The organism is Rhizobium sp. PEPV16, assembly GCF_008919455.1.
Lineage (GTDB): Bacteria > Pseudomonadota > Alphaproteobacteria > Rhizobiales > Rhizobiaceae > Rhizobium > Rhizobium leguminosarum_Q.
Genome location: NZ_VSZV01000353.1, coordinates 40,170 through 66,049, shown reverse-complemented (window position 1 = coordinate 66,049; position 25,880 = coordinate 40,170). Strand labels below are relative to the sequence as shown.

Below are 25,880 nucleotides of genomic sequence, written 5' to 3'. Positions count from 1 at the left end.
TAGCAGGTGAATCTCAAACAGCTATCGGAATTGCTGGGGCTGTCTCAGACGACGGTGAGCCGGGCGCTCAACGGCTATCCCGAGGTCAATGAGGCGACCCGGGAGCGCGTGCTTCAGGCTGTCAAGGAAACCGGATACAGGCCGAACAAGGCGGCGCAGCGGCTTGCGACCGGCAAGGCAGGCTCGATCGGCCTGGTCATGCCGACGGCGCCCGGCCACCAGTCCGACGTGCATTTCGGTGAATTCCTGGCAGGGCTCGGCGAAGAGGCCGTGCGCCACGATTTCCACTTCGTCATCATGCCAGCCGACCCGGATGACGAGGTAGCGGCGCTGCGCCGCCTTGCGATCAGCGGCAATGTCGATGCCCTGTTCGTCGCCTATATGCGCGGCCACGATCCGCGGCTCGCCATGCTGAAATCGCTCTCCATGCCTTATGTCGTACACGGCCGATCCTTCGGTTCGGAGCCGGACTATCCCTATCTCGACATCGACAATGAAGGCGCCTTCTACGACGCGACGCGGCTCTTGCTGCAGCTCGGACATACGCGCTTTGCGCTGATGAACGGACCGATGCATCTCGATTTCGCCATCCGCAGGAAGAACGGCGTCATATCAGCCCTTGCCGAGCGCGGGCTCGCGCTCGAGGAGGGTTGCATGAGCCACGCGCTGATGACGGACGAACAAGGCCTGCTGTCGATGGAACATTTCCTGCAATTGCCGGAGCGGCCGACGGCCATCCTCTGCTCCAGCACGGTGCTGGCGCTTGGCGCGATCCGCGCGGTCAACCAGGCCGGATTGCGGCTCGGTGAGGATATCTCACTGATCGCCCATGACGACGTGCTGCCGCTGCTGAAACCGGAAAGCTTTTCCGTGCCGCTGACGACGACCCGCTCTTCATTGCGGGCGGCGGGCGTTCGCATCGCGCAGCGGCTGATCGGCACGGTGAAGCATGCCGGCCCCTTCCCCGACCAGGAGCTCTGGAAGACCGAGCTGATCGTCAGGGCCTCGACCGGTCCTGCCCCGCGGCCGTAATCAAAACTGGGGCGGCGTCCGCCCCGCAGCGCGATGAGCGGCGATCACGGTGTTGGCCATCAGCATGGCGATGGTCATCGGCCCGACGCCGCCGGGAACCGGAGTGATGGTGCTGGCGACCGCCGAGACCTCCTCGAAGGCGACGTCGCCGACGAGCCGGGTCTTGCCCTCGCCTCTTTCGGGGGCTGCCACCCGATTGATGCCGACGTCGATGACCGTCGCACCTGGCTTCACCCAATCGGCCCTGACCATCTCCGGCCGGCCGACGGCGGCCACCAGGATATCGGCGTTGCGGCAAACTTCAGCAAGGTTCTTCGTCCTGGAATGAGCGATCGTCACCGTCGCATTGGCATTGAGCAGCAATTGCGCCATCGGCTTGCCGAACAGGTTCGAGCGGCCGATGACGACGGCGTTGAGGCCGGAGAGATCCTCGCCATGGGTGCGGCGGACGAAGACCATGGCGCCGGCCGGGGTGCAGGAGACAAGTCCGGTTTTCAGGTCGCCGGTGGCGAGCTTGCCGGCATTGACGACGCTCAGGCCGTCGACATCCTTTTCCGGCAGGATCGACTGGATGATCGCCTCGCTGTCGAGCGGCTTCGGCAAGGGCAGCTGCACCAGAATGCCGTGGATCGACGGATCGGCGTTGAGGGTGGCGACGAGAGCTGCCAGATCCTCCTGCTTCGTTTCCGCCGGCAGCGTGTGCTGAACGGACTTGAAGCCGCACTCCTTGGCCATGCGGCCCTTGGAGCCGACATAGGCGTGGCTTGCCGGGTCGTCGCCGACGATGACGACCGCAAGGCCGGTGGTGACGCCGCTGCTCTTTTCCAGCGCCGCCGTCGCACTCTTGACCGTCTGAATGACCGATGCAGCTACGTTCTTGCCGTCGATTACTGTCGTCACGCGTCTCTCCGCCCTGTTTCACGCAATCTATGGATACTCGGCGAGCGTCAATTGCCCGCTAACGCCCTATCCTGTCGGAAAGCGGCAATGCAATAGCAAGCTTGCAAGGAAATGTTCGTTCAGCGCAGCGGCTGGCGCGCTTCAAGCGCATGAACACGAAGCCGGTCGCGCAGGCCGGAGATTTCGGAGCGCAGCAGCTCCATTTCGTCGACAGGCGCGGGGGCCGGCACAGGCATCGAGGGCAGCGGGGCCTGCGGCCGGGATACGGGCATTTTCTCGCTTGCGGAATCGGCGACGGGCCTCCGCAGCCGGAGCAGGAAAGCCGCAACAAGGCTTATCGCTACGCCCGCCGCGGCACCGGTCAGCGCGCGGCCGATCAGACCATCGCTTCCCGATACTGCCGTTGCCAACGCCGGCTTCAGGAGAACGATACGACCGTCGGCGGCCGTTTCCACCGCCGCGGACGTCGCGTCTTCGAGCCGCGAGCGCGCGGCATTCGCCTTTTCGCTGAGTTCGGTCAGGCGTGACAAATCGACGCCGGTGTCCCTGCTCTGGGCGATCAGCGTGTTGCGGCGATCGTTCAGGCCCTTGCGCGCATTGACGGCGGCCTTAGCAGTGAGGTTGGCTGTCTGGGCAAGACGGGTAAGCTCCTTGCCCATATTCTCCTTGAGACCGTCCGTTTCGGCCTGCTGCTGCAAGAGGCGCGGATGGCGCGGGCCAAGCTCGGCCGAAAGCTGCGCAAGCGTCGTTTTGGCGACGGCATATTTGTCGCGCCAGTCCTGTAGCGCCGGCGAAAGCATATCGGAGGGGAACGAACCGTCGAGCACTTCGGCAAGTTTTGCGGCCTTGAGCCGGTCGGCCTGCGCCTTGGCGGCAAGGATATTCTGGTCTGCCTCTTTCAGATCGGCATCGAGCCGGTCGATCTGGCGGCGAAGATCGATCGCTACCTTGACATTGCCCTCGCCGCTCTTCGCGGTGAAGGCGGCAAGCTCCGCTTTCACTTCGTCATAGGTTTTACGCAAGGCGGTATCGGTCTCGACGTTGCCGCCGGCTCCGCCTGCTGCGGAAACCGCTTCGGCAAGCCTTGCGGCTATGCGCATGGATTTGCCGCTGTCGCCGGTCGTCACCCTGACGAGGATCGTGCCGGCGGCGGCATCGGGCAGTATCTCGACCGCATGTTTCAGAGTGGCCTCGGCGCGGGAGGCCGAATCGGCAGCAGCACCGGTCGCCGAGAGCAGATCGAGCGCGACGCCAAGCGCATTGGCGCTGGCGCCGGCAAATTCGGGATCATGATCGAGTTTCAGGGCGGCGACCGTCGAAGCAACCATCCGCGCCGACAGCAGCCCTTTCGCCGCGGCCTGGGTGAAGGCAGCGCGGCTTGCGGCATCCGCCTTCACGGAAAGCGTCGCCTCGGCACGGTAGAGGGCCGGCGAAGCTGGCATCAGCGCCGGCAAGCCCGCGCCGATGATCGTCGCGGCGCCCACCATCATCGCAAGACCGATCCCGTTCGCCCGACGCCGCGGCGCTACCGGCCGGGGCTCGGCGGGTTCTTCACGGACCGCGGCCAACGGTTCGGGTGAGATCATCGGCTGGTCGGCCGGAACGCTCAGCTCTTCATCGCCCGCCGGCTCCTGAAGAAGCGGATGGCCGACGTCGTTGGCGGCCCGGAGGCGGTTCCCGAGGATGGTTTCGATGCGGTCGACCAGCGGTGCGGTGCTCGCCGCTCTTGCGCGCTGCTCTTCCAGCGCGCGGCCGATGGCGCGCAGCAATTCGGCCTCGGGCGGCGCGATATCAGGCCGGCTTGACCGGGGCGCCCCATAGGAATCGTCATGGGGGCGCGGCCCTGCGGCTGCGCGATCCTGGAAGCTGTTTCTGGCCCTGATATCGTACATTTGCGCCACATCTCATGCACATGATGGCCGAGTTCGTTCATCCGCACGAATGCAGATGATTAAGTGACTCTAAATATTCATGGCAAAGAAATGGTTAACCGCAGCGGGCAAGAATTGCTAAACCGCGCGTCCTGTTAGACACGCGGCGCTATTAGGTCAGCTCGCCTTCTTGCGGTCCGCCCGCGGCTGCAGTGCGCTGCCGTGCTCTTCCGGATGGCTGAGGATCCTTTCGCGCCGGCGGAAGCGGTAGCGCAGGACATGGAAGAGGAAGACCGGGATGCCGATGACGTAACGGCGCCAGAGGCGCGCCGGCTCCTGCAGCAGGCGATAGGCCCATTCCAGGCGCATCATCCGCACGGTCTTCGGCGCACGCGGGACGGCGCCGGAGACGAAGTCGAAGAGAGCGCCCACGGTCAGCACCAGGCGCGCATGATCGGCGCGGATATTGTTGTGAACCCATTTCTCCTGCAGCGGCGTTCCCATGCCGACGATCAGGATATCGAGCTTCTGGTGCTCGAGCTCCTCGATGACCTCAGTGGAATCGACCTTGTCGAAGTAACCGTCTGAAACGACGACGAATTCGTGCCAGGGCGCGTGCTTGCGGAAGTTTTCCGCGGCCGCCTCGACGACCGAGCGCTTGCCGCCGATGAGACCGATGCGGCGCGGAGCCTCCATGAAGGTCAGGAAGGCCGGCACGAAATCGGTGCCGTTCAGATTGGCAGGAAACGGCGAGCCATGGGCGATCTGCGATGCGATATTGAGACCGATACCGTCAGGCAGCACCAGATTGTGCGACATGATCCGATAATATTCATCGTCGCGTAGCGTCGTCAGCATGTTGTGGGCGTTGACGAAGCAAACCACGGTCTGGCCGACGGGAATGGAGGCCAGCTCGTTGATGAAAACGAGGGCGTCGTCCCAGCCGAGATCGCAGACCGGCAGATCGAAGATCGTCCGCCGCGATGCGAGCACCGCGAAGTTTGCAATCAGATTCATTCCTACCTCCTGCCGAGGGTGCTGCATGCGCCCGACATCCCGGAAAACAAGCCCATATTTCCGCACCGGAGGTCTCGAAAGGACCGGTCGCGTCCCGCCGGGGCGCGTCGCTCCGATCCCGGATAAGCGGCGCATGCCAAGCTGTGACACCTCATATAACAGGACGGTTTCAAACAACCCTTAGGAAAATTCCTTGAATTTCTATGCTCGTATAAGTGGTTTATTAACCACGCTCGCCAACGACAAACGGCGCCCTCGGGCGCCGTTTGTCGTTGATGATCGAATGATGTCGAAAGCATGTCGCGCAAAAGTGTGCAGCGGTTTTGCGACAACGACATGCGTAAAAAACAAATACCCAGAGCGCGAGGAGCGAATCTGAAAGATCGCGACGCGCTTTAGTGGGCCGCTGGCGCCGGTGCTTCGGCAGCCGGTGCGGTCTCGACGATCTTGACCGGTGCGCCCACCTTCTTCGGCTGACCGGCGGAGCTTTCCTTGACCTCTTCCTTGGAAAGATAGTCGAGCTGCTCCAGCATCACGTCGGCGACGTATTCGCCACCGAGGCGCTCGTTCATGCCCTTCTTGATCTCTTCGCGGAAAGCCTTCGGATCGAAGGATTTGATGTGGGCGATATCGACCATCTTGTTGCCGACCAGCAGGCTGAAAAGCTCGTCCGTCGTCATCTCGCTCAGCGGCAGCGTCACGCCTTTCAGCATGTCCTTGTTCATCATGAACGAAACGCGGCCGAGGAAATAGCCGGTGATCGCACCGTTGCCGATGATCGGCACCGTGATCGTTTCGCCCTTCACCAGTTCAAGCGCGCTCTGCTTGGAATCTGTTGCTGCGGGCGCCGGCGCGGTCGCCAGGTACACCGAGAAATAGACCGAGGCCAAGGTGATGGCGCAAACCCAGACACCGGTGAGGACGAGCTTGATCATCAGTTTCCACGCGCGGCGAATTGTTCCTGGGAATAGGTGCCGTCGGCGTCGGCGTCCTGAACTGCGTTCTTCAGCAGGTCGGCGACAGCGCGAACCGCTTCGAGATGCGCCTCCACGCGACGGGCATTCAGGACCAGCTTCTTCTTCAGGCCGTGCAGCTGATCGAGATGGGCAGCGGCAAGCTCGGCCGGATCGGTGTCGCGGAAAAGCGTCGACAGCTCGTAGAGGCAGCGGCTCTTATGGGCATTGGAGACCTTGAGATCGAACTGCGGGTCGTTGCCGATCCGGGTGTTCTCATTGTCGATGATCATTTCGAGGCGTCCGAGAACGGATTTGATCCTGTATTCGTTCGAAATTATTTCCATGGTACCCTCGGTTATGCTTCGCTTAGAGCATGATGCCAAAAACGTACGCGGTTTTCGGACAACAGCATGCTCCAACTGTTAATTGGAACGGGATTCGGATTTTGGCCAACCGGCCTAAGATCATCCTGTTCTATCGGTCTTGGCTTCGGCGGTCGGCGTGCCAAAGGTCTTGCGCTGGAAGTCGTCGATCATGCTGAGCGCGGTGTTGCGGTCATCGTCGTCTGTGGAGGCATTGACGATCTTGCCTTCCTGCCGGCGCAGAAGTTCGCTGTACATCTGCTTGGCAATGCCGATGCCGTCACCCTTGGCCATGGTGTTGCCGAGCTGTTCGGCCATCATGCCTTTCCAGATATCGCCGGTCGCGCCCTTGCCGTAGACCTCTTCGCTTTCGCTCGGCAGCATGGACTTGACGAAATTCTGCAGGACCATGGCCTCGAACTTCCGGTAGCTTTCCGGAACTTCCTCGGTCTTGGTGCGGTTCTGGATGTTGGCGAGGCCGCTCTTCTGGCCGACATGATCGAGAACGTCGACCGTGTTGGAGAAGCCCTTGCCATTCTCGGCGAGGCTCGTTGCGGCAAAGGCCGCACGATTTGCCTTCAACTTTTCCTGGGCCGCCTGAACCTGCATGGGGTCGGCAGCTTTGACAACGTCCAGGACCAGATCACTGGGAGGCGAAATAGCCACGTTACAATCCTCTGAATTTAAGATCGTAACGACTATGGTTTTTGAAGCTTGCTGGAGGCTGGCGTTGCGAATTGCTGATCGATGACATCGTAGACGGCGTTGTCATCGGCCTCGCGGCGCTCGGCCTCGAGTGCTTCCTTCATGCCCTCTTCAAAGCGGTCACCCTTGGCGCGCTCGCGCGCCAGCCGCATCTCGTGGATCTGCTGCATGCCGGTCAGCTGCTGGTCCTTGATGCTGAGCCTGCCGAATCGGTCGGCGTAATTCTGCGAGAAGGCATGGTGGACGGGGTCCATCGAGCCGAGCGCGAGGATGACGTCGTCCATCGCCACATTGACCTCGACACGCTGGCGGCTGGTTTCGGCCAGGTCGTTCTCGGCCATTCTTTCGATATGCCGCTGTACCGAGAGCAGTCGCTTGAGCTTTTGGGAGCGGCTCTTTTCGACCATGACAGCCTCATCGCCCGATATAGACTGAGCCGAAGGACTGGCCGAACTGGCTGACCATCGCCGCAATCGAGAAATAGATCAGGAAGAGCCCGCCCATCAGCAGATAGGGCGTGGAGATGAAGTAGACCGGGATCTGCGGCGCCAGCTTGTTGATGAAACCGATCGAGACGTTGAAAATCAGGCCGTAGATCAAAAACGGGCTCGACAGCCGCAGCATGATGTAGGTGGTCTGCTCCAGCGTGTCGGTAAAGGAGATCAGTGTCGCGCGCATCTGCATCATGCCGCCGAATGGCATGGTCGTGTAGGAATCGATCAGCGCGCGGAAGACGATGTGATGGAAATCCATGATGAAGAGGATCATCATGCCGGCAAAGGTGATAAAGGCCGACAGGCTGGTCTCCGGCGTGTCTTCGATGACGTCGGCGGAGCCCGGCTGGGTGTAGCCGACCATCATGGCGGTGATCGAGGCGGCGAACTGCATGCCGAGCGTGTAGATCCTCGCCAGCATGCCATACATCACGCCGATCAGCGATTCGCTGAAGATCAGGCCGATATAGGTTCCGGCACCGGTGTGAACGGCCGGATAGACGGTATCCCAGAGCAACGGCATGACGGCGATCGAGAGCGCCCCGGCGATGAAGACGCGCAGCTGTGCGGGCACGCGCGCCGAGGAAAAACCCGGAAGAGCCAGCACACAGCCACCGATCCGGCAAAAAACCAGAAACAGCGCGAGAACGGTCCCTTGCGGGTCTGTCATCATGAAATAGAGCCCAAAATCTTTATCTCGATGCCCTTGGCCAGTTCGACATGCGACAGGACCGGGAGCGTGGCGAACAGCCTCTCGATGATCATGCGCACATAGGAGCGTGTTTCCGGCGACGTGACAAGTGCGAATGGCAGGCCGCGATCCATGAACTCACGGATAACTTTGGTGGCCTGCTCGCTGAACTCCTCCAGGCTGCGCGGATCGATGTCGAATTCGATCACCTCGCCCTTGGCGTCGCGCTTCAGCGCCTGGTGGAAAGCGAGATCCCATTTGCTGCCCAGCCGCAGCACGCGCAGCACGCCGTTGTCGGCGAGGTCCCCGCAGAGCTGCTGGGCCATGCGGATACGGACATGCTCGACGATCTGCTCGGTCTTCCTGACATGCGGGGCGAGCTCGGCCACCGCCTCGAGAATGAGGTGCAGGTTACGGATCGAGACACGTTCGGCAAGCAGCAGCTTCAATACCGCCTGCAGGCCGGAATAGGACATGTGCGACGAGCAGATCTCGTCGGCGAGCTTCTTGTATTCGGGGTCGAGGCGATCGATCAGTACCTTGACGTCCTTGTAGGACAGAAGCTGCGGCAGGTTGTTGCGGATGACCTCGCTCATATGGGTCAGCACGACGGAGACATTGTCGATCGGCTGGAAGCCCTCGCGTTTCAGATCGTCGGCGAAGTTTTCGAGGATGGAGACGGCAGGCATGCCGAATGCGGGCTCGCGGATTTCGTCGCCGGGAATGCTCGGCCGGCGGCCAGCACCGGTAACGACGAGGACTTCGCCGACGCGCAGCAGGTTGGAAGCGACCGTCGTGCCGTGGATGCGGATCTGGTAGGACTTCTCGGCGATGGCGATATCGTCGGTCACCTTGATCTCGGGCACGACGAAGCCGTATTGCGTGGCGAACTTCTTGCGCATCTTGCCGACGCGGAAGGCAAGCTCCTGGTGGGCGCCGAGCAGGCGCGTCGAGACCATCTTGCCGAGTGCGAGCTCGATTTCGGAGGTGCGCAGCACCGCCTTGACCGAATCCTTTTCCAGCTCCTTATTCTGAACGACCTTCTTTTCTTCCTGCTCGCGGCGAAGCATGTTCTCTGCCTCGACTTGACGCGGGATGAACCAGGCGCCGAAGGCGAGAAGACCGCCGAGGACCACGAAGGGGATAAACGGCAGACCCGGCATCAGAGCCAGGATGAACATCAGCACCGCCGAGACGGAAAGCGCACGCGGATAACCGCTCAACTGGTTGACGACCGCCTGGTCGGTGGAGCCGGTGGTCCCGCCGCGGGAGACGAGAAGGCCGGCGGCGAGCGAGACGATGAGAGCCGGCATCTGTGCGACGAGGCCGTCGCCGACGGATAGCTTGACGAAAACGTCAGCGGCTTCGCCGATCGGCATGCCATGGCGGAAATAGCCGATGATGATGCCGCCGAAAATGTTGATGCAGGTGATGATCAGGCCGGCGACGGCATCGCCGCGCACGAATTTCGACGCACCGTCCATCGCACCGAAAAAGGAGCTTTCCTCCTCGAGTTCCCTGCGCCGGCGCTGCGCTTCCCTCTCGTCGATGATACCGGCCGAGAGATCGGCGTCGATCGACATCTGTTTGCCGGGGATGGCATCCAAGGTGAAACGTGCGCCGACTTCGGCGATACGCGTGGCGCCCTTGGTGATGACGATGAAGTTGATGGTGATGAGGATCAGGAAGACGATCAGACCGATGACGAAGTCGCCGGACATCACCAGGCTTGCAAAGCCGGCGATGACGCCGCCTGCGGCATCGTGGCCCTCATGGCCATGCGAAAGGATCACGCGTGTCGTCGCGATGTTCAGCGCCAGCCGGGTCATCGTTGCGATCAGCAGAATGGTCGGGAAAGACGAAAAATCGAGCGGCTTCTGGATCCACAGCGCGACCATCAGGATCAGCACCGAGAAGGCGATCGAGAAGGCCAGTCCCATATCGATCAGGAACGGCGGGATCGGCAGGAAGAGAATGCAGATAATGCCGATGATGCCGAGGGCAAATCCGACATCGCGCAGGTTGGGGGCGACTTTTGGAAGGGGGAGTGCAGGTGGTTGCGCCATGACGATTCCGTCTCTTCATGAGAGGAGGCGGACATGCAGTCCGCCCAATTCGGATCGAGAGTTAAATGGCGAAGCTTGCGCGAAGGTGGCTCAGAGCGGTTCAGCTTCTCATGGAAGCGTAGAACCGCTGCGCACTGTTACTGGATTGCTCTAGAAACCGGACTGGATGCGCGAGAAGACCAGATTGGTGAAAATCGAGATCTGCGAGCCGACGAAGGGTGCTGTGACCCCGACGGTGATCAGCACCGCTACGATCTTCGGCACGAAGGTCAGTGTCGCTTCCTGCACCTGAGTCAGCGCCTGGATCAAGGCAATGACGAGACCCACCACCATCGCCGCGATGACGGCGGGACCGGCGGCAATCAGGACGGTCCAGATCGCCGCCTGAAACAGATCCAATGCATCAGCTTCATTCATCCGAAGGCAACCTCATATCGCCTTGAAGCGGCCCCGCCCTGGCCGGACCGCCATTGATTGGTATCACCCGAGCTATGCGGCGCACCGGCGCCGTGGGTATCAGGTATCGCTGGTGTCGGTCGACGTGGTCGGCGCCTTGTCGGCAATAGTGATTCCCGCCTGCACGAGTATATTCCCGCCAGCCGTGGTTGTCGCAATGATTCCGTCGGAATAAACCTTGACGGATTCGATGGTGCCCTTGACCTTACCGTCGGCGCTTTCCATGTATTTGCCGACATAGCTGCTGGCCTGAGTAAGGCTCGAGCTTGCCAGAAGTGTGTCCAGCTTGGTGTTGGTCTGGATCGTCTGCTCGACCTGCGAGAAGCTTGCCAGCTGCGACATCTGCTCGCTGGCATCCATCGGATCGGTCGGATCCTGGTTCTTCATCTGCGCGATGAGCAGTTGAAGGAAATTGTCGTAGTTCAGCGTCGCCTTCGTCTGGGCCGTGTTCGTTGTGGTCGTCGAACTCGTTTTGGCCACGTTCGATGTTGCATCTACCGCCATGGTGCAATCTCCCTGCGAATCTGCTCGACCATCGTCGGCGGCATTTCGTGGTTGTTGAGGATATTGTCTTCGATGGCGTAAAGGCCGCGGATCGCCTTGAGTGCGTCGAAGGCACGGCCTGTCGAGACCAGCGCATCGATGCGCTTCAGTTCGGCGAGGATTTCCTCGTTCTTGAAGCAGGAGAGCAGCATGGTGATCGACTTGCGGAACAACGCCGTCGACTGGTCCTTGCCCTCAGGGTTGATGAGGATCATCTGCGCGATGAAATAGAGCTGACGCAGCGGCGTCGTGGCGCCCTCCGGCTGGAGGACGTGGTTTTCGAGAAGGAACGTCACATCATTCAGGAATTCCAGCGCGACCTTACGGTCGACGCGCAGGACGGCGCCGTTGATGAAGATTCTTTCTCCGGCTTTCAGAGAAATGCGAAGTGTGCTTTTCATTTAAGTCCATCCCTGATGATGGTGGTAACGTCGATGATGCCCTGGTAGTTATTAGACTGACGTTTTCTGATCCTGTCGCATTCCTTCAATATCCAGATCGCGATCGAGATGAGGTTGGCCCTGAGCCCGATCTCCAGCTGGTTGTCGGGATGTTTGAGATCCTCGATGAAGCTGATCCAGACCCGGCGTGTATAAAACAGGGCTTCAATGGCTTCCCGGCCGTATTTTTCCTTTTCGCGCGCCGCCGCCAGCAGGTCTATGGACCGGTCAAGAACCTGCCATTCCCGCTCTTTCGCGTCGGCCACCGAGTCCTGCATGACTTCGGCATATGAGAACTGATACATTCATGCATCCTTCTTTATTGCGCGCCTTTGATCATCAAAGGTAGTTTACTAGACTCAACTGCTGGATCTTCGAGACGATCGTGTAAGCCGTTTCAAGCTGCGTTTCCAAAGTCTTGACGAGGGTCGACGCCTCGTAAGGATCGACGCCCTGGAGATCGACGAGCTTGTTCTTGATGATGTTCGATTGAGCGTCGAGAGCGTCGTTCGACTTCTTGACGCGCTCTTGGGAAAGACCGAGCTGGCTTGCCTGGGTGACCAGGCCACTGGTCGCCTTCGCCGTGTAGCTGATCGCCTGCTTGGACACCGTGCTCATCGCATCGCTGCTGAGGCCTTGTCCCAACAGTGCCGAGGCCATCACCGAGGCGAGCGCGAAGTAACGCATGCCCTCGGAATTGGCATTGGTCGAGGATTCGATCACTTCGGAGTTGCTGATGCGGCTCGTCATGTTCTGGTTCGACGCCTGCGACCAACCGGTCGTCGGGTCGGTCCAGGCTGCCTGACTGAACATCGGCTCTACCGTCGTGGTGATGAAGGTGCTCATTTCGGCACCGGTCAGATCCTTGACCGCCTTCGGTGGGACAAGAGCGGCGGCGTATGCATTCAACTGCGTGACGATGGCGGCACTCGTCGCGGCCGTCTTGTCTGTCAGCGGCTGCACATCGGTGTTGATGCCCGAGAACAGATATTCGCCGTTTACCATGGTATTGGCCGTGTCCATCATGGTGGACAGGGCGCTGGTCGCCGACTGGATGGCGACGGTGATGCTACCGGGATCGTGGCTGCCCTGGAGCGCCGTCAGCTTCGAAACAAGGCCGTCGCCGACGTCCTTCATCTTGGAAAGGCCGAGCTGCGAGGATTCCATGCGCGCAGTGACAAGCGAGTTGCTTGATTTGATCGAGGCTATCCTGTCGACCTCGCGGCTGAAGTCCACGCTCCTGGCGGCGTTGCCGCCGAGCGAGACGCCGATATCGGCATAGACTCCCGTCGTCGCTTCCATCGTCGCCTTCGTCATCTGGTTCTGCGCCTGACGGATCGTCAACCGCATCGCATTCTGAATGGCCGAACTTGAAATAAATGAGCTCTTCATGGCTTAACTCGCAATATCCAGCAATGACTTCAACATTTCGTCAACGGCGTTCAGGATCTTGGTCGCCGCCTTGTAGGACTGCTCTATGTCGAGGAGCAACGTCAGCTCCTCGTCGAGGTTGACGCCCGTCTCGTTGGAATAGGCTTCGTCGGAGCGTGACAGCGCCGCCGAGGTGTTTTCCGCCGCCGTCGTGGCATTGCTGCGGTACTGTTCGAGCCAGCCAAGCGAATTCGTGGCGAATTCCATGATGCTGACGTTCGAATCGATGCCCGTCGTGGCGTCGAACCCGACCGGCGTCCCCGCCGCTGGGTCGAAATCGATGTCGGAGCCCAATGCAGTATAGAGACGATCGAGTTCAGTCGTATAACCGCTGGCGCCTGACGCGTTCAGGACGAGGCCGGTGACGTTGACGCCACCATCGCGCAGGCGCATCGGATCGCCGCCTTGCGAGGTGATGACGCGGCTGCTGACCGTGATGGTCGCCGCCATGCCGGCAACCGCGGTGGCGCCGGTATCAACCGTGCCGCCGCTCCAGGTAAAGAGGCCTGGCACATAGGCCGGGCCGGCTACCGTATTCTGCTCCTTGAAGAGCGAGACCAGGCCGCGGGCGACTTCGTCGAGCTGCTTCTGGAAGTTCGGAGCGATCTCGTCACGCACCTGGAGGAGAGACTGAAGGCTTCCCTGCCCCGTCGTCGTCGATCCGCTGCCGCGCGGAAGTGCCACACCGTCGATATAGACCGAATTGCCGGTGATGGTCGCGGTATAGACATCCTGAGACTTGAACGTCACCTTGCGCGGGATCGTCTCGAAGAGGATCGTCCCGTCAGACGTGCTCAGCACCATGTCGTTATTGTCGCGCGTCGTTGCGTTGACGCCGACGATCTGCGAAATCTGCTTGAGAGCCTTCTCACGCTCGTCGAGGGCGCCGGATGCATCCGCACCCGAGGCCGTGGCGGTCTTCACCGCATTGTTGGCCTTCTCGAAGTCGCTGAGAAGCGTATTCAGCTTATCGACGTCGGTGGCGATCTGCTTGTCGGCGGTGGCGCGGACGTTCTGAACGGATTGCGAGGCATTGTTCAGCGAGTTGGCGACGTCCTGCGCGGCGGTGATGGCGCCCTGAGCGGCGACGGTGCTGCCCGGCGTCGTGCGGAAGGCCTGAAGCTTCTGCTGGAAAACACCGAGATAGGTGGATGGCGACGTTTCGTAGTCGTTGCCACCCACAATCGACTTGAGGTCCTCAAGACCGCCGAGCAATGCCTGCTGGGCACTGTCCTGCGAGGATGTCTTCAGGTATTGGCGCAGCAGCGCCTCTTCCTGCGCCCGATCGATCTTGACGACCTGCGCGCCATTCAAGGACGTGGTGAGCATCGCCTGCCGGCGCACGTAATCTTTGTTGCCCGCATTCGAGATATTGTTCGATACGACACTGCTCTGAGTGCCAGTATTGTTGAATATGTTCTGCGCGGTATTAAGTGCTGACGTGAGCGACATGGCTTACCCGGTACCTTGCTTATCTCTTGAGGTTGACGAGAACGTCCATAATGTCGGATCCCGTCTGGAACACCTTGGAATTGGCGGTATAGCTGCGCTGCGATTCGATCATCTCGGTGAGTTCGCCGGCGAGGTCGACGTTCGAACCTTCGAGAGCGCCTGATTTGATCGTGCCGAGACCGTTGGTCTGCGGGAAGCCGGTGACGGTGACGCCCGACTGGCCGTTGGCGCTATAGACGTTGCCGCTCATCAGCGTCAGCTTGTCGGGGCTGGCGACGTTGGCCAGCGGAATGCGATAGAGCGGCTTGGTGCTGCCGTCTTCGTATTTCGCATAGACGATGCCGTCGCCATCAACCGTGACGTCCTTGACCGGGGTCGCTGCCTGACCGTTCGGCGTACCGGTGCCGGAGAAGTCGGCACCGAGCTGCGTGAAACCGGAGAAATCCATGGCGATCGTCTGGCCAGTCACCGTATCGGCGATGTTAACGGCGCCGCCCGTGAGCATCTTGCCATCGCGGTCGAAGGTCAGCGTTCCCGTGCCGACAGCGGCAGCGGCACCACCCGGGGCGTATGGGAAGGAGGTCGTGCCGCCCACCGCTGCGTCAGCGTTGCGGTAGATCGAAACCTGCCAGGTGGCGGCCGTACCTGTCGCCGGCGGCGGTGTCACGACGGAAGTCTTCGTGAAGTAGAAGTCGTACATCACCTTGTTGCCGAGACGGTCATAGGCGACCATCGAGACCTTCTTGGTGTCGGTCGTCGTCGTGGCCAAGTTGTCGCTCGGCAGCGTCGCAGGAGCAACCGGAGCGACCTTGGCGTTGGAATCGAGGTTGCCCTTGAAGACGCCTGATGTCGAGGCGATCGCGGTCAGACCATCCTGGTTGACATTGACGGGAACAAGGCCATCGAAGCCGTTGACGACGACGGCGGGAGCGCCGGAGTCGTAGGAATAGCCCATCAACATGAAGCCGGCGGCGTTGACGAGGTTGCCTTCGTCGTCCTTGGTGAAGTCGCCGGCGCGGGTCAGAACCGGGGTGCCGTCAGGACCCTGAACGATGAAGAAGCCGTCGCCCGAGATCGCAAGATCGGTGGTCGAGGTGGTGTAGGAAATATCGCCCTGGTCGGAGACGGCCTGGCGGACGGAGGTCTGAACACCGCCGGAATTGTAATTGCCGCCCGAGGAAGGCAGAACCAGCGACGAGAAGCTCGTCGACACAGCCTTGTAACCGGTGGTGTTAACGTTGGCGATGTTATCGGCGACGGTGCTGAGGCGGTTGGCCTGAGCGTTCATCCCCGATACTGCCGTCTTCATGCTGCCGAAAATGCTCATCTGAAAACCTCGTTTTACCTGTTATGCACGAGAGTATTTGTCGGGCCTTGCGTGAAGCTGTCTGTCATGCGAGCTGCGAGGCCAATATTGACGTTCAGCCGGGCGCCGCCGCCCGGCCGAGAAATCAGGCCCAATCGATGCAGTAACCAAGGAAGCGCTTGGAATCGACCGGGTCGACACCGAGCTTCTTGCGCAGCTTCTTGCGCAGCTTCGAGATGTGGCTTTCGACGACGTTCTCCTCGACCTCTTCATCGAAGATGCCGTAGATGGCGTTGAAGATCTGGGTCTTGGTGACCCGGCGACCGCGATTGGCGATCAAATATTCGAGGATGCGGCGCTCGCGCCGGGGAAGTGCGAAGACTTCGCCGTTGATCTCGGGGTCACGACCATCCGAGAAGACGCGGATCCCGCCGATCTCGGTGTAATTGGTGATCGCCTTCAGCCGGCGCCGGATCGCAGCCGCCCTTGCGAGGATCTCGCGGGGATGCACCGGTTTGCGCACCACGTCGTCGACGCCGCAATCGAAAAGCGCAAGAGTGTTTTCGAGCGAGTGCTGGTCGCTGACCGCAATCACCGGCGCCATCGACCGATCCCGGATCGCCCGGGGCAGTTCGAAGTTGCGCTGGCCCTGGCCGATCAGAAAGGCCTCGACTGCAGCTATATCGGAATCGGCAGCGGTCTGTACCCACTCGCCAAATTCCGCTGGATCAAAGCCGGTGGAGGGAATGCCCTCACGACCGAACAGAGATGTGTATCCATCTTTCACGAGCTCACGCTCATCAACCACTACGATCATTCGTCCGCCTCCGAATCAGTGTGGCACTTCGATGATCTATGGGTACGAATCGCACGAATCGGCGACAACTCGTTAAAGTTAATGGCAGAAACTAATAATTGATTAAGATCTGGGTAGCGATTTGATCTATATCTAGTGGGTATGCCTAATTATACACACCAAAATTTCGTGGAAAAGTTAACAGTCGGTTAAATATGACTTGCGTACGGGTTTCGTGCCGGATTCCCGCCACATTGTGACACAGTTTCGTCACAATACGCCTCTTCCATCTTTGGTTGAATCAATTTCGGCAAAAGTTACTCGCATTGAGAGTCCACTTGCCATAGCCGGTGGCAACGAGATTGGAGATGACGCGGCAGACATATTGCTTCTGCGCCGGATTGTTGTTGGGTCCGGCATGGTATCTGGCTACCGCCATCGTCCATGTCTCGTGACGGTCATGCAGATTGCGGAGGAATTTTGCCGCATACTCCACGTTGCGATGCGGGTCGAACATCTCCTCGGCGGAGCGGAAATTCTCGCCGTGAAAGTAATGGTTGATCTGCATGCAGCCGATGTCGATGAGCTTGGCGCCGCTGCTGCGGGCGACATCGAACTGCCGCATTGCGTCCTGCTCCGAGGGTGGAAAGATCGCTTTGCCTTCGACGTTCATGGCGTAGGGATAGAGCGAGCCCTTGCGGCCGGTCTCCGTCAGCCCAACTGAATAGAGGATGCCTTCCGGGATGCCGTATTTGGCCGCTGCCGACTGGATCTCGCGTTCGCAGGCGCCGGTGGAGGCGATCGCCTCAGAGGTAAACGCCGCCAGTGCTGCTGCTGCCGCCAGAACGAGCGTCTTCAATACTGGTATCGCCTGCGCCATTGAAGCCTCCGTCCGTCCGCTGTGCCGTCTGATTTTGGCGATCGCGCGCCTCGCCGCCCTGCCCCTGCTGAGGGAGCGACTGCTGCTGGGAGGCCTGGCCCTGATTGCCCGCGTCGGGACGCTCGACCGGCGCCATGCTGATGGTGACGTTTTCGACCGCGTAACCCTGGCTGCGCAGAGCTTCGAGAATCTTGCCGTGATCTTCCTTCATTTGACGATAGGCCGCTCCGGTTTCGACCTTGAGGTCGACGTTCAGAGCGTCACCGGACAAGCGCATGGTCGCCGTCACCAGGCCGAGATCGAGTGGGTTCATCTGGATCTTCAACGTATTGACCACCTTGCCGGTGCTCGTCCATTCCGCCGCGTTAGAGAGCGCCGAGCTCGGCTCCATGGCGCGCGCCCATTCGGAATCGCCGGAGAGAGCAGCGGTGACGGCGGCGGAATTCGTATTCTGCATCAGGCCGATATAGCGGCGCGATTCGAGCACCGAAACGTTTTCGACATCGGCTTTCTTCGAACCATCTTTCGGCCCGGCCTGATCCGTGCCGATGTGGACATCCATCGACACGCCGCGGCCATCGGCGCGGCTCAACCTGAATGTCTTGCCATCGGCGGCTTCGGCAGTCTCCGATCCGGGGACCTTGATGTCATCCGCCTTGCCGCTCTCGATATTGCCGCTGACCGCGGCAAGAGCGTCGGACGCATGGCCGCCCGCCTTGGCTTCGATAGCATCGAGTTTCTTGTCGCCCGCTCCAGCCTCGTCGACCTTGACGGAGACGTGATGCGCGGTGGTCGCCGGCAAAGTCACGGTCCCGTCGGCAGGCTCCTGCTTCAGCAGACCCAGAACATCGGAAATGCCGCCGTCATCATCGTCGCTGACCTTGTCCGTATCGGTTTCCAGCGCGTCGGCCTTGGTGTGTTTGCCACCCTTGGCTGCCGGAGCGACCTCATCTGCGGGACTGTCCTTCGGATCGAGCTTGCCGAAGGCGAGATCGGCCGGCATTTTGACCTCAGCCTTTGCGGGCTTTGTCGTGGCTTTTTCAACACTGGCAATCGTTTCCGGCTGCACCTCGGCCTGTGCCTTCAGCGCGGCGTCGCCGAGGTCGATCAACGGCTTTGCACTGCTGCGGCCGCGGATCGTCCGCGCCACTTTCTCGGCGGCGCCATCGGCAGCCACGCCCTGATCCGGCTGCGCATCGTCGGGCTCGTCATTGACGGCATCGCTGCCGGCCTTGGCAAGCGCGTCGAAGAAGCCGCTCTTTTGGCCTTCAGCATCACCTTTTCCGGCCAGTCGCGCGGATTTCGCAACCGCAGCCGTCTCCGTACCGGAGGCTCCGCCCGAGACGCTTATATCCATCATTGTTCGTTGCCTTCTTGCGCCAGAAGACCGTCGATCTCGTCGAGCTTGGATCGACTGGTCGTCACAAATGCGTTGAATGAGGGGTCGGTATCCTGGCTTTGGCCAGTCGATGCCACACCTCCCGGAACAGGCTCGGGAAGCGCGCCTGGCGCCCCCGGTTGCATGGCTATCGCCGCAGCCTTTTCAGAAGTGATTTCTTGATGATCAGTGTTAGGATTGGAGGCTTGCGTCAAGCTTGCCGGGTCGGGAGCGCGCAGGATCTGCTCGGCAACGGATCGCGCCGCCTCCTGCAGCGCCTGATCCCGCCGCGACAGCGCGTTGCCGTCGATGCCGCTGACATTCTTTGCTGCCTGATCGATATCCTCGGTGGGAAGGCCGGCCATGCCGCCATAGAAATCCGCGAGCGGACCGAAAGCATTGTCGGTGCCGCCGCCAAGCGACTGCACGCGTCCGACCGCCATGCGCGCCAGCTCCGGCTTGCCTGATATCGCGGCGGCGCGGGCGATGCGCAGATAGACCTCGCGCTGGCGCGGTGCGTCCATGAAGGACAGAATGTCGATGACATCCTGCGGCTTCACGTCGTGATCGTGGCCGACGACGAGGGTGACGAAAAGATCGGCGAACTGGCTGGCATAGGGCGAATGCAGGAAGCGTCTGACATAGCGCTGCGAGTAGGCCATTCCCCTGTCGAGCATCCCCTTGTCGACGCAAATGGCGAGTGAGCGGCGCAACGCCGCCTCCTCGACGATCGTGCCCGGGGCGGCAAGACGCGCCTGGTCGTAGAGATCCAGCGCGTCTGTCGGTTTCGTCGCGATCAGCACGTTGCCGCCGATCAGCGCAAGGTAGGGGCCGATCTTCTTGTCGCGATATTCCCTGGCCGTCTCCTGCAGCGTCTTGGCGACGAGGAGGCCCTTGCCGCTCAGATATTTGCGCAGCACGTCGGTGACACGGTTGTCGAAATAGCCGTTGACGTCGTGGGCGATCAGATATTCGAGCGTCTGCGGATTGCCGCCGCTCATCGTGTAGATCAGCGCTGCGTCGACATTGCGGTCGTCGTCGAAGATCGACGGTTCGACGGTGCGCAGCCGCGTGTCGATCGTGCCCAGCATGAAGCGCTGCATCTCGCCGGCCGAATGATCGCCGGTAACGACGGAATCCTGCACGAATTGCAGCGACCGCAGCATTTTGTAGGGCGCGAGATCGTCCGGATCCTGCGCATTGGCTGCGGCCGGCGAAAGCATCGCCAGGCCGAGAGCCACAAATCCGACGTAGCGATGCTGCCGACGCGCCATTCGACTATCCTTGATCCGCCTGCACCAAAATCTCGATCCGGCGGTTGGTGGCGTTGAACGGGTCAGACGGCAGCTTCAGCCGACGGTCGGCAAAGCCGGAGACCTGGGAGATGCGTTTCTCGTCGAGCCCGCCGCGCACGAGCATGTAGTAGGCGCTCTGGGCGCGGTCCATGGAAAGCCGCCAGTTCTCGTTCTGCGCGCCCTTATACTGGCGACCGTCCGTGTGGCCGCGGACGGCAACCGCACCACCCCTCTCCTTCAGGATCGCGCCGATCTTTTCCATGGCGAGCACCATTTCCTGGCGCGGAACCGCAGAACCGATATTGAACATCGAATCGTCGGCCTGGTCGGAGATACTGACCAGCAATCCACCTTCGGACGCCGTCACGGTCAGGCCTTCGGCGAGCTTGCCGGCCACGCCGCCGATCTGCTGGGCGATCTGCGCCTGCAGTTGCTCGGCTTCCTTCTGCTGCTGCTCGGCCTCGGCGGCACTCTTGTCCGCGTCCTTCTGAAGATCGGCGTCCTTCTGAGCTTCGGCCTTCTTGTCTTCGGGCGACTTGCCACCCGGCGTCTTGCCGTCCTTGGCCTCGACCGCGCCTTTGGTTTCCTTGGTTTCTTTGGTCTCCTGGGCGGCCTTCTGATCGGTGGTCAGCGGTATCGGCTTGGCGTCCTCAAGCTTGGCGATCTCGGTCGTCTCGCTCTCGACCGCCTGGTCGTCGCTCTTGCCGGGCGGCAACGGCTTGCCGGCCGTCGTGACCTCGATCTGCTTCGTCCAAAAATCCGGATCGAAGGGATCACGATAGGCCTCGCCGCCATCGGCGCCGGTGGCCGGGCCGGAATCGGCGGCACCGCCATCGCCCTTGGCGCTGACATTGGCCTGCTGGCCGACCTCCTGGGCGATCTCGGCGAGAACCGAATAAGGGTTTTCGAAGAAATCGGCCTCGGAATAATTGGTTTGGTCGCCGGAGGTCGATGTCTGGTCGTCACCATCCGCTGCGGCCTTGCCGTCGTTCGGATCTTCTTCCTTCTGTTTCGACTTCTCCTGCTTCTCCTCACCCTCGGCATTGTCGACGGGCTTCTTCAGGCCCTTCTCGGTCGGCTTTTCGTCGGAAAGTTTGATCGGATTGAAATAGGTCGCGACCGAGGCCTTGGTCTCCTCGTTGGCGGCATTGACCAGCCACATGACCAGGAAGAATGCCATCATCGCCGTCATGAAGTCGGCATAGGCAATTTTCCACGCACCGCCATGGGCGCCATCGTGATCACCGCCGCCATGTCTCTTGACGATGATGATCTCGTTCTTGCCGTGGTGGTGGTTTTCGCCTTCGCTCATTCCAGAACTTTCTTCAAGCTGGCCGCCCAGGCGGACATACGGGTGACGATGACGGAATCACCGATTTCAACGGCAAGATCGATATCGTCGGTCTCAAAGTGGCGAACCGCGCCGGCATGTTCGCCGAGCTCGGCCTTCAATATATCGAAAAGCCGGGTCGGGCCCCTGACGACGATCGCTCCAGCCGCGCCTTCGAGGATCGCATCACGCAGCAGGGCGGCGAGGCTTTCGGCAGCCTTGGCCGCAAGCGCTTCCGTCATCACAGGCGCGATGGCCTGGGCGGCGCCGGCGCTGACCAGCTGAGCGACTTCTTCGGCTATATCGCGGATGCGGGACGCAATGACCGCCGCCGCCTCGACTTCGTAGCGAAGCTTCAGTTCCTCGAGTTCACGCGCATGGACCTCCGCCAGCGTCTGCACCTCGCGTTCGTATTTCTCGGTCAATTCCACGGTCGCTGCGGCATGACCGTCCGCATAGGCTTCGCGGCGCTCCGCCTCGACGTCGATCGCCGGTTCGCTCGGCATTTCGGGGAAATCGTCGCCGCCGAAATCGTTCATGTCGAGGATCGGTGCTGACGATTCCGGTTCACCGAAATCCTTCAAATACCGAGAAAGCGTAATGCTCATAAAAAACCATCCAGCATTCGGGAGGCATGCGGCATGCCCGCCCCCGCTCAAAGTGACCTTGCGCGCCGGCATCCCCTTCGGAACGGGCAAGGGGCTGACCTTGCGCCGGCACAGATTCGGGCGATGCCTTCATCCCGGAAACTAGGCAGTCAAACTTGCGCGAGGATGAATGGCGCCGCCGCCACCCGTGATCGCGCCCACCCCTATTCCAACAGGATCAGGATCTTGCTTGCGGCCGTGTTGAGGATCGAGATCGCTTCGACGGCCATCTGCTTCTGGGTTTCGATCGCCTTCTGCCGGATCGAAGCCTCGTCCATGTCGGTGTCGACGAGCGCGCCGACGCTCTTGTCGATCGAATCGGCCAAATTGGCGGTATAGTCGATCTGATCGTCGATGCGCGTCTTCATCACGCCGATGGACGCGGCCGTCGTCGTCAGCGAGGAGAGAAGCGCGTCGGTGACGTCAAGCATGTCGGTGAGTTGCTCACCGGTCGTGTTGTTGTCGATCGCAATTTCCGTACCCGTCGCCGGCGTGGTCGAGTTGGCGTTCAAAAGGTAGTAGTTGCGCGACGTCGCGCCACTGTTATTGATCGCATTGGCATCGACCGCCTTGGTCAGCAGGCCGCCGCCCGCATTGTTCTTGTCGATGAGGATGGTCTGCGACGATGGGAAATCGATGGTCTGGGCCTGATATTCGCCGGTCGGAGCGCGCACGAAACCAGAGATCACCTGCCATGTCGGCGGCGCAGCGGAGTCGCCGTTCAACAGCCAGTTTTCACCCGCAAACGACGTCGATTCAACGATCGTCTGCAACTGCTCTTTGTATTCGCTGATCTCGGCGTTGATCTTGTCCTTGTCGGCACCGGGCTCTCTTGCCGAAACCAGCTTGGCGCGAATATCGCCTATGAGATCGATCGCCGAGTTCATCGCCGTGTAGGTCGCATCCACCTTGGCAGCGCCGAGACCGAGCGCATCTCCGATCGTTCCGAGATTGGTGCTGTCCGAGCGCATGACGGTCGCGACCGACCAATAGGACGCATCGTCGGCGGCCGTCTCGATACGATATCCCGAGGACACTTGCTGCTGGGTCTGGTTGGCTTCTTTGTTGATGCTGCGCAGTACCGCAAGCGCATTCACCGCGGCCGCGTTGGTAATGTTAACGGTCATCGACAGGTCTCGGAATCGGGGTGAAAGGGCAGGCCGGATTGCCGGCGGCGACTGAAGTGGCGTCATGCCTCCGGCAGAGTTTCTACCGGCGTGTCGCAAAAGCAAATCAACTCGAGGCGAAGTTAACTCGATACCAACCTGTTGGGCAAGAGCGCAGCACTGAGCCTGAAACAGCGATCGCAATGTCGACCAAACCATTGATATAAAAGAAAGAACCGCGCCATTTCGGGCGCGGTCCGGGATGCTTTTCACTTCTTGCCAGACGACGGCGCAAGATTGGGTCCAGCTTCAGCGCCTGATTTAGCTGCGGAACAGCGTGAGGATGTTCTGAGCGCTGGAGTTGGCAATCGACAGCGACTGGATGGCCAGCTGCTGCTGCGTTTGCAGCGCCGTCAGCTTGCTCGATTCCTCTTCCATGTCGGCATCGACGAGGCGGCCGACGCCCGATTCGATCGAGTCGCTGAGCGCGCCGACGAAGTTTTCCTGCAGATCGATGCGCGTGGAAATCGAGCCGAGCTGCGATGCAGCCTTGGTCATCGCCTCCAGGCCGGCCTCGATCGACGTCAGAGCCATGGAGATCTCAGCCGAACCGAAAGTGCTGATGTCCATCGAGTAGATCGAGCCGATCGTACCATATGATGTGCCGATGATGCCGGAACTCGTGTCGATCACGCCGGCCGAGGTCATGCCGAAGAGGACGTTGCCTGTGGAGCTCGAGTTCAGGATGTAGTCCGTCGTCTTGACGGAGACATTGCCATTGCCATCACGCACGAAGGTGGAAACGACGCTCTTGGTGCCGTCGGCGCCGGCAACCCAGTTTTCACCGGAGAAGGAAGCCGATTGCGCGATGCTCAGGAGCTGCTGCTGCAGCTGGCTGATTTCTTCCTGGACCTTGGTCTTGTCGACGCCCTTTTCGGTCGCGGCGACGATTTTCGCCTTGATTTCGCTGATGACGTCGATGGCGCTGTCCATGGCAGAGTAAGCGGTGTCGACTTTGGCGGCGCCGAGGCCGAGAGCGTCGGAAACAGCCCCGAGAGCCTTGTTGTCCGAACGCATGGTCGTTGCGATCGACCAGTAGGCGGCGTTATCGGCTGCCTTTTCGACGCGGTAACCCGACGATACGTGGTTCTGCGTAGTCTCCAGGCTGTCGTTGATACCGCGGAGTGTCTGAAGAGCGGCCATCGCCGCGACGTTCGTCAAAATGCTGGTCATGAAATGATTGCCCCTTGGCGTGTGGAAAAAAGGGACATTCCGGAAAGCTACCGGGAACGGGAAGCAGCCTCATGCCTGTTAACCGGTTCTTAAATTTGGTTAACTCTCCGTCTCGTTGACCGCAGAAGACAGCATTATGGTTAATCATTGGTTAACGGAAATTAGAAAAGCCGCGCTCCATCGGAGCGCGGCTCTATACCGAGATGCCTGCCGGAGACCGACGGGCCGATGTTTCTGCGGGTTAGCCGCGGAACAGCGTGAGGATGTTCTGCGAAGAGGAGTTCGCGATCGACAGCGACTGGATCGCCAGCTGCTGCTGGGTCTGCAGGGCGCTGAGCTTGGAGGATTCTTCTTCCATGTTGGCGTCGACGAGGCGGCCGACACCGGAGTCGATCGAGTCGCTGAGCGCGTTGACGAAGTCGTCCTGACTGTCGATACGCTTGGAGAGCGATCCGAGAGCTGCACCGGCGCTGGTCATGGCCTTCAGAGCCGCTTCAACGTTGGTCAAAGCCGTCTGGATCTGGCCGGAGGTGAAGGTGGTGATGCTCATCGCGTAGATCGAGCCGGTCGCGCCCGACGAGGTGCCAAGGATACCGGTGGAGGTTTCGACCGAGCCGCCGCTCATGCCGAACAGGACGTTGCCGGTGGAGGTGTTCGAGAGAACGTAGTCGGTCGTCTTGACCGAAACGGCGTTGGAGGCGTCGCGGACGAAGGTGGAAACGACGCTCTTGGTGCCGTTTGCGCCGGCAACCCAGTTTTCGCCCGAGAAGGAGGCTGACTGAGCAATGCTCAGGAGCTGCTGCTGCAGCTGGGTGATTTCTTCCTGGACCTTGGCCTTGTCGACGCCGTTTTCAGTGGCGGCAACGAGCTTAGCCTTGATGTTGCCGACGACGTCGATGGCGCTGTCCATGGCGGAGTAAGCGGTGTCAACTTTGGCGGCGCCGAGACCGAGAGCGTCGGAGACAGCCGAGAGAGCCTTGTTGTCCGAACGCATGGTCGTTGCGATCGACCAGTAAGCGGCATTGTCGGAAGCCTTGCCGACGCGATAGCCGGACGAAACGTGGGCCTGGGTTTCCTGGAGACCCTGGTTGATGCCACGGAGAGTCTGGAGGGCTGCCATTGCAGCGTTATTGGTGTTGATGCTCGTCATAGTTTGCTTGCCCCTTGTTGGCAGATTTTAAGAAGGGACATTCCGGATTTTCGGCCGGCCCACAGCGATCAGCATCATGCCTGTTAACCATTCCTGTTAGGGTTAACTCGCCGTTTCGATGGGCCTAGATGACAGCAAGATGGTTAAGGAAAGCTAAATTCGAATTGGAAATAGCGTAAAAATATCTGAGACTTAGAAGGATTTTCGTTAACCTTATGTTAAAACATTTCGCGGCCGGGGATGACCCGGCCGCGAAACTTGGAAGCCTTGTGCCGACCGGTCTTAGCGGAAGAGCGACAGGATGTTCTGCGAAGAGGAGTTCGCAATCGACAGCGACTGAATT

26 protein-coding genes are annotated in these 25,880 nt (G+C 60.5%); 1 reads left to right on the top strand and 25 read right to left on the bottom strand.

Translation table 11 applies throughout. The annotated features are described in order from the left end of the window. The first annotated feature begins 6 nt into the window (after positions 1-6). On the top strand, positions 7-1,032 hold the full coding sequence (locus FY112_RS32485) for a substrate-binding domain-containing protein (protein WP_151520227.1): 1,026 nt from the start codon (positions 7-9) through the stop codon (positions 1,030-1,032). Here FY112_RS32485 and folD read toward each other — a convergent pair whose 3' ends face one another. The 25 genes from folD to FY112_RS32360 all read right to left on the bottom strand — a co-directional run bounded on the left by folD (position 1,033) and on the right by FY112_RS32360 (position 25,537). Then, positions 1,033-1,932, bottom strand: a complete 900-nt coding sequence (gene folD / locus FY112_RS32480; protein WP_151520226.1) for a bifunctional methylenetetrahydrofolate dehydrogenase/methenyltetrahydrofolate cyclohydrolase FolD — start codon at positions 1,930-1,932, stop codon at positions 1,033-1,035. A 119-nt stretch (positions 1,933-2,051) separates the two neighbouring features. Next, positions 2,052-3,824, bottom strand: a complete 1,773-nt coding sequence (locus FY112_RS32475) for a succinoglycan biosynthesis protein exop (protein ID WP_151520225.1) — start codon at positions 3,822-3,824, stop codon at positions 2,052-2,054. 156 nt (positions 3,825-3,980) lie between these two features. Further along, the gene (locus FY112_RS32470) at positions 3,981-4,820 is read right to left on the bottom strand and encodes a WecB/TagA/CpsF family glycosyltransferase (RefSeq protein ID WP_026158528.1); all 840 of its coding nucleotides are present in this window, start codon (positions 4,818-4,820) and stop codon (positions 3,981-3,983) included. A gap of 395 nt (positions 4,821-5,215) precedes the next feature. Further along, positions 5,216-5,755, bottom strand: coding sequence for a hypothetical protein (locus tag FY112_RS32465; RefSeq protein ID WP_027666408.1), 540 nt, complete (start codon positions 5,753-5,755; stop codon positions 5,216-5,218). After that, the gene (locus FY112_RS32460) at positions 5,755-6,120 is read right to left on the bottom strand and encodes a hypothetical protein (protein ID WP_017959015.1); all 366 of its coding nucleotides are present in this window, start codon (positions 6,118-6,120) and stop codon (positions 5,755-5,757) included. The genes FY112_RS32465 and FY112_RS32460 overlap by 1 nt, the downstream gene beginning before the upstream one ends. 120 nt (positions 6,121-6,240) lie before the next feature. Then, positions 6,241-6,804: a rod-binding protein gene (locus tag FY112_RS32455; protein ID WP_017959014.1), complete on the bottom strand. Its 564-nt coding sequence runs from the start codon at positions 6,802-6,804 to the stop codon at positions 6,241-6,243. A 32-nt stretch (positions 6,805-6,836) separates the two neighbouring features. After that, positions 6,837-7,250, bottom strand: a complete 414-nt coding sequence (locus FY112_RS32450) for a hypothetical protein (RefSeq protein ID WP_151520224.1) — start codon at positions 7,248-7,250, stop codon at positions 6,837-6,839. 7 nt (positions 7,251-7,257) lie between these two features. Then, positions 7,258-8,010 carry a flagellar biosynthetic protein FliR gene (locus FY112_RS32445; RefSeq protein ID WP_151520223.1) on the bottom strand — a complete coding sequence of 251 codons (753 nt, stop codon included), beginning with the start codon at positions 8,008-8,010 and terminating at the stop codon, positions 7,258-7,260. Next, a complete protein-coding gene (gene flhA, locus FY112_RS32440; protein ID WP_017959011.1) occupies positions 8,007-10,094 on the bottom strand; it encodes a flagellar biosynthesis protein FlhA in 2,088 nt (695 codons plus the stop codon). The genes FY112_RS32445 and flhA overlap by 4 nt, the downstream gene beginning before the upstream one ends. Before the next feature lie 150 nt (positions 10,095-10,244). Then, complete coding sequence (fliQ, locus tag FY112_RS32435) at positions 10,245-10,511, bottom strand: flagellar biosynthesis protein FliQ (protein ID WP_009992823.1); 267 nt, start codon at positions 10,509-10,511, stop codon at positions 10,245-10,247. A gap of 99 nt (positions 10,512-10,610) precedes the next feature. Continuing rightward, entirely contained in the window at positions 10,611-11,054 is a 444-nt protein-coding gene (gene flgD, locus FY112_RS32430; RefSeq protein WP_017959010.1) for a flagellar hook assembly protein FlgD, read from the bottom strand. After that, on the bottom strand, positions 11,045-11,494 hold the full coding sequence (gene flbT, locus FY112_RS32425) for a flagellar biosynthesis repressor FlbT (protein ID WP_017959009.1): 450 nt from the start codon (positions 11,492-11,494) through the stop codon (positions 11,045-11,047). The genes flgD and flbT overlap by 10 nt, the downstream gene beginning before the upstream one ends. Next, the gene (flaF, locus tag FY112_RS32420; RefSeq protein ID WP_003556569.1) at positions 11,491-11,838 is read right to left on the bottom strand and encodes a flagellar biosynthesis regulator FlaF; all 348 of its coding nucleotides are present in this window, start codon (positions 11,836-11,838) and stop codon (positions 11,491-11,493) included. Before flaF ends, flbT begins: the two co-directional genes overlap by 4 nt. Before the next feature lie 34 nt (positions 11,839-11,872). Beyond that, entirely contained in the window at positions 11,873-12,925 is a 1,053-nt protein-coding gene (locus FY112_RS32415; protein ID WP_017959008.1) for a flagellar hook-associated family protein, read from the bottom strand. A 3-nt stretch (positions 12,926-12,928) separates the two neighbouring features. Continuing rightward, positions 12,929-14,416, bottom strand: a complete 1,488-nt coding sequence (flgK, locus tag FY112_RS32410; protein ID WP_017959007.1) for a flagellar hook-associated protein FlgK — start codon at positions 14,414-14,416, stop codon at positions 12,929-12,931. A gap of 19 nt (positions 14,417-14,435) precedes the next feature. After that, positions 14,436-15,743 (bottom strand): flagellar hook protein FlgE, encoded by a 1,308-nt coding sequence (locus FY112_RS32405; protein WP_017959006.1) that lies wholly within the window; start codon positions 15,741-15,743, stop codon positions 14,436-14,438. Positions 15,744-15,867: 124 nt separating this feature from the next. Next, complete coding sequence (locus FY112_RS32400; protein WP_003545558.1) at positions 15,868-16,539, bottom strand: winged helix-turn-helix domain-containing protein; 672 nt, start codon at positions 16,537-16,539, stop codon at positions 15,868-15,870. Between the two features lie 280 nt (positions 16,540-16,819). Further along, a complete protein-coding gene (locus FY112_RS32395; RefSeq protein ID WP_017959005.1) occupies positions 16,820-17,377 on the bottom strand; it encodes a lytic transglycosylase domain-containing protein in 558 nt (185 codons plus the stop codon). Next, entirely contained in the window at positions 17,325-18,758 is a 1,434-nt protein-coding gene (locus FY112_RS32390) for a flagellar hook-length control protein FliK (protein WP_131707987.1), read from the bottom strand. The genes FY112_RS32395 and FY112_RS32390 overlap by 53 nt, the downstream gene beginning before the upstream one ends. Further along, on the bottom strand, positions 18,755-20,050 hold the full coding sequence (gene motC / locus FY112_RS32385) for a chemotaxis protein MotC (protein ID WP_094086725.1): 1,296 nt from the start codon (positions 20,048-20,050) through the stop codon (positions 18,755-18,757). The genes FY112_RS32390 and motC overlap by 4 nt, the downstream gene beginning before the upstream one ends. 4 nt (positions 20,051-20,054) lie before the next feature. Next, entirely contained in the window at positions 20,055-21,383 is a 1,329-nt protein-coding gene (locus FY112_RS32380; protein WP_151520222.1) for a MotB family protein, read from the bottom strand. Continuing rightward, positions 21,380-22,009: a hypothetical protein gene (locus tag FY112_RS32375; protein ID WP_029874051.1), complete on the bottom strand. Its 630-nt coding sequence runs from the start codon at positions 22,007-22,009 to the stop codon at positions 21,380-21,382. The genes FY112_RS32380 and FY112_RS32375 overlap by 4 nt, the downstream gene beginning before the upstream one ends. A 203-nt stretch (positions 22,010-22,212) precedes the next feature. Beyond that, positions 22,213-23,175, bottom strand: a complete 963-nt coding sequence (locus FY112_RS32370; RefSeq protein WP_151520221.1) for a flagellin — start codon at positions 23,173-23,175, stop codon at positions 22,213-22,215. A 300-nt stretch (positions 23,176-23,475) separates the two neighbouring features. After that, positions 23,476-24,387, bottom strand: a complete 912-nt coding sequence (locus FY112_RS32365) for a flagellin (protein WP_026158527.1) — start codon at positions 24,385-24,387, stop codon at positions 23,476-23,478. A 241-nt stretch (positions 24,388-24,628) separates the two neighbouring features. After that, positions 24,629-25,537 carry a flagellin gene (locus FY112_RS32360; RefSeq protein WP_151520220.1) on the bottom strand — a complete coding sequence of 303 codons (909 nt, stop codon included), beginning with the start codon at positions 25,535-25,537 and terminating at the stop codon, positions 24,629-24,631. Positions 25,538-25,880 lie beyond the last annotated feature (343 nt).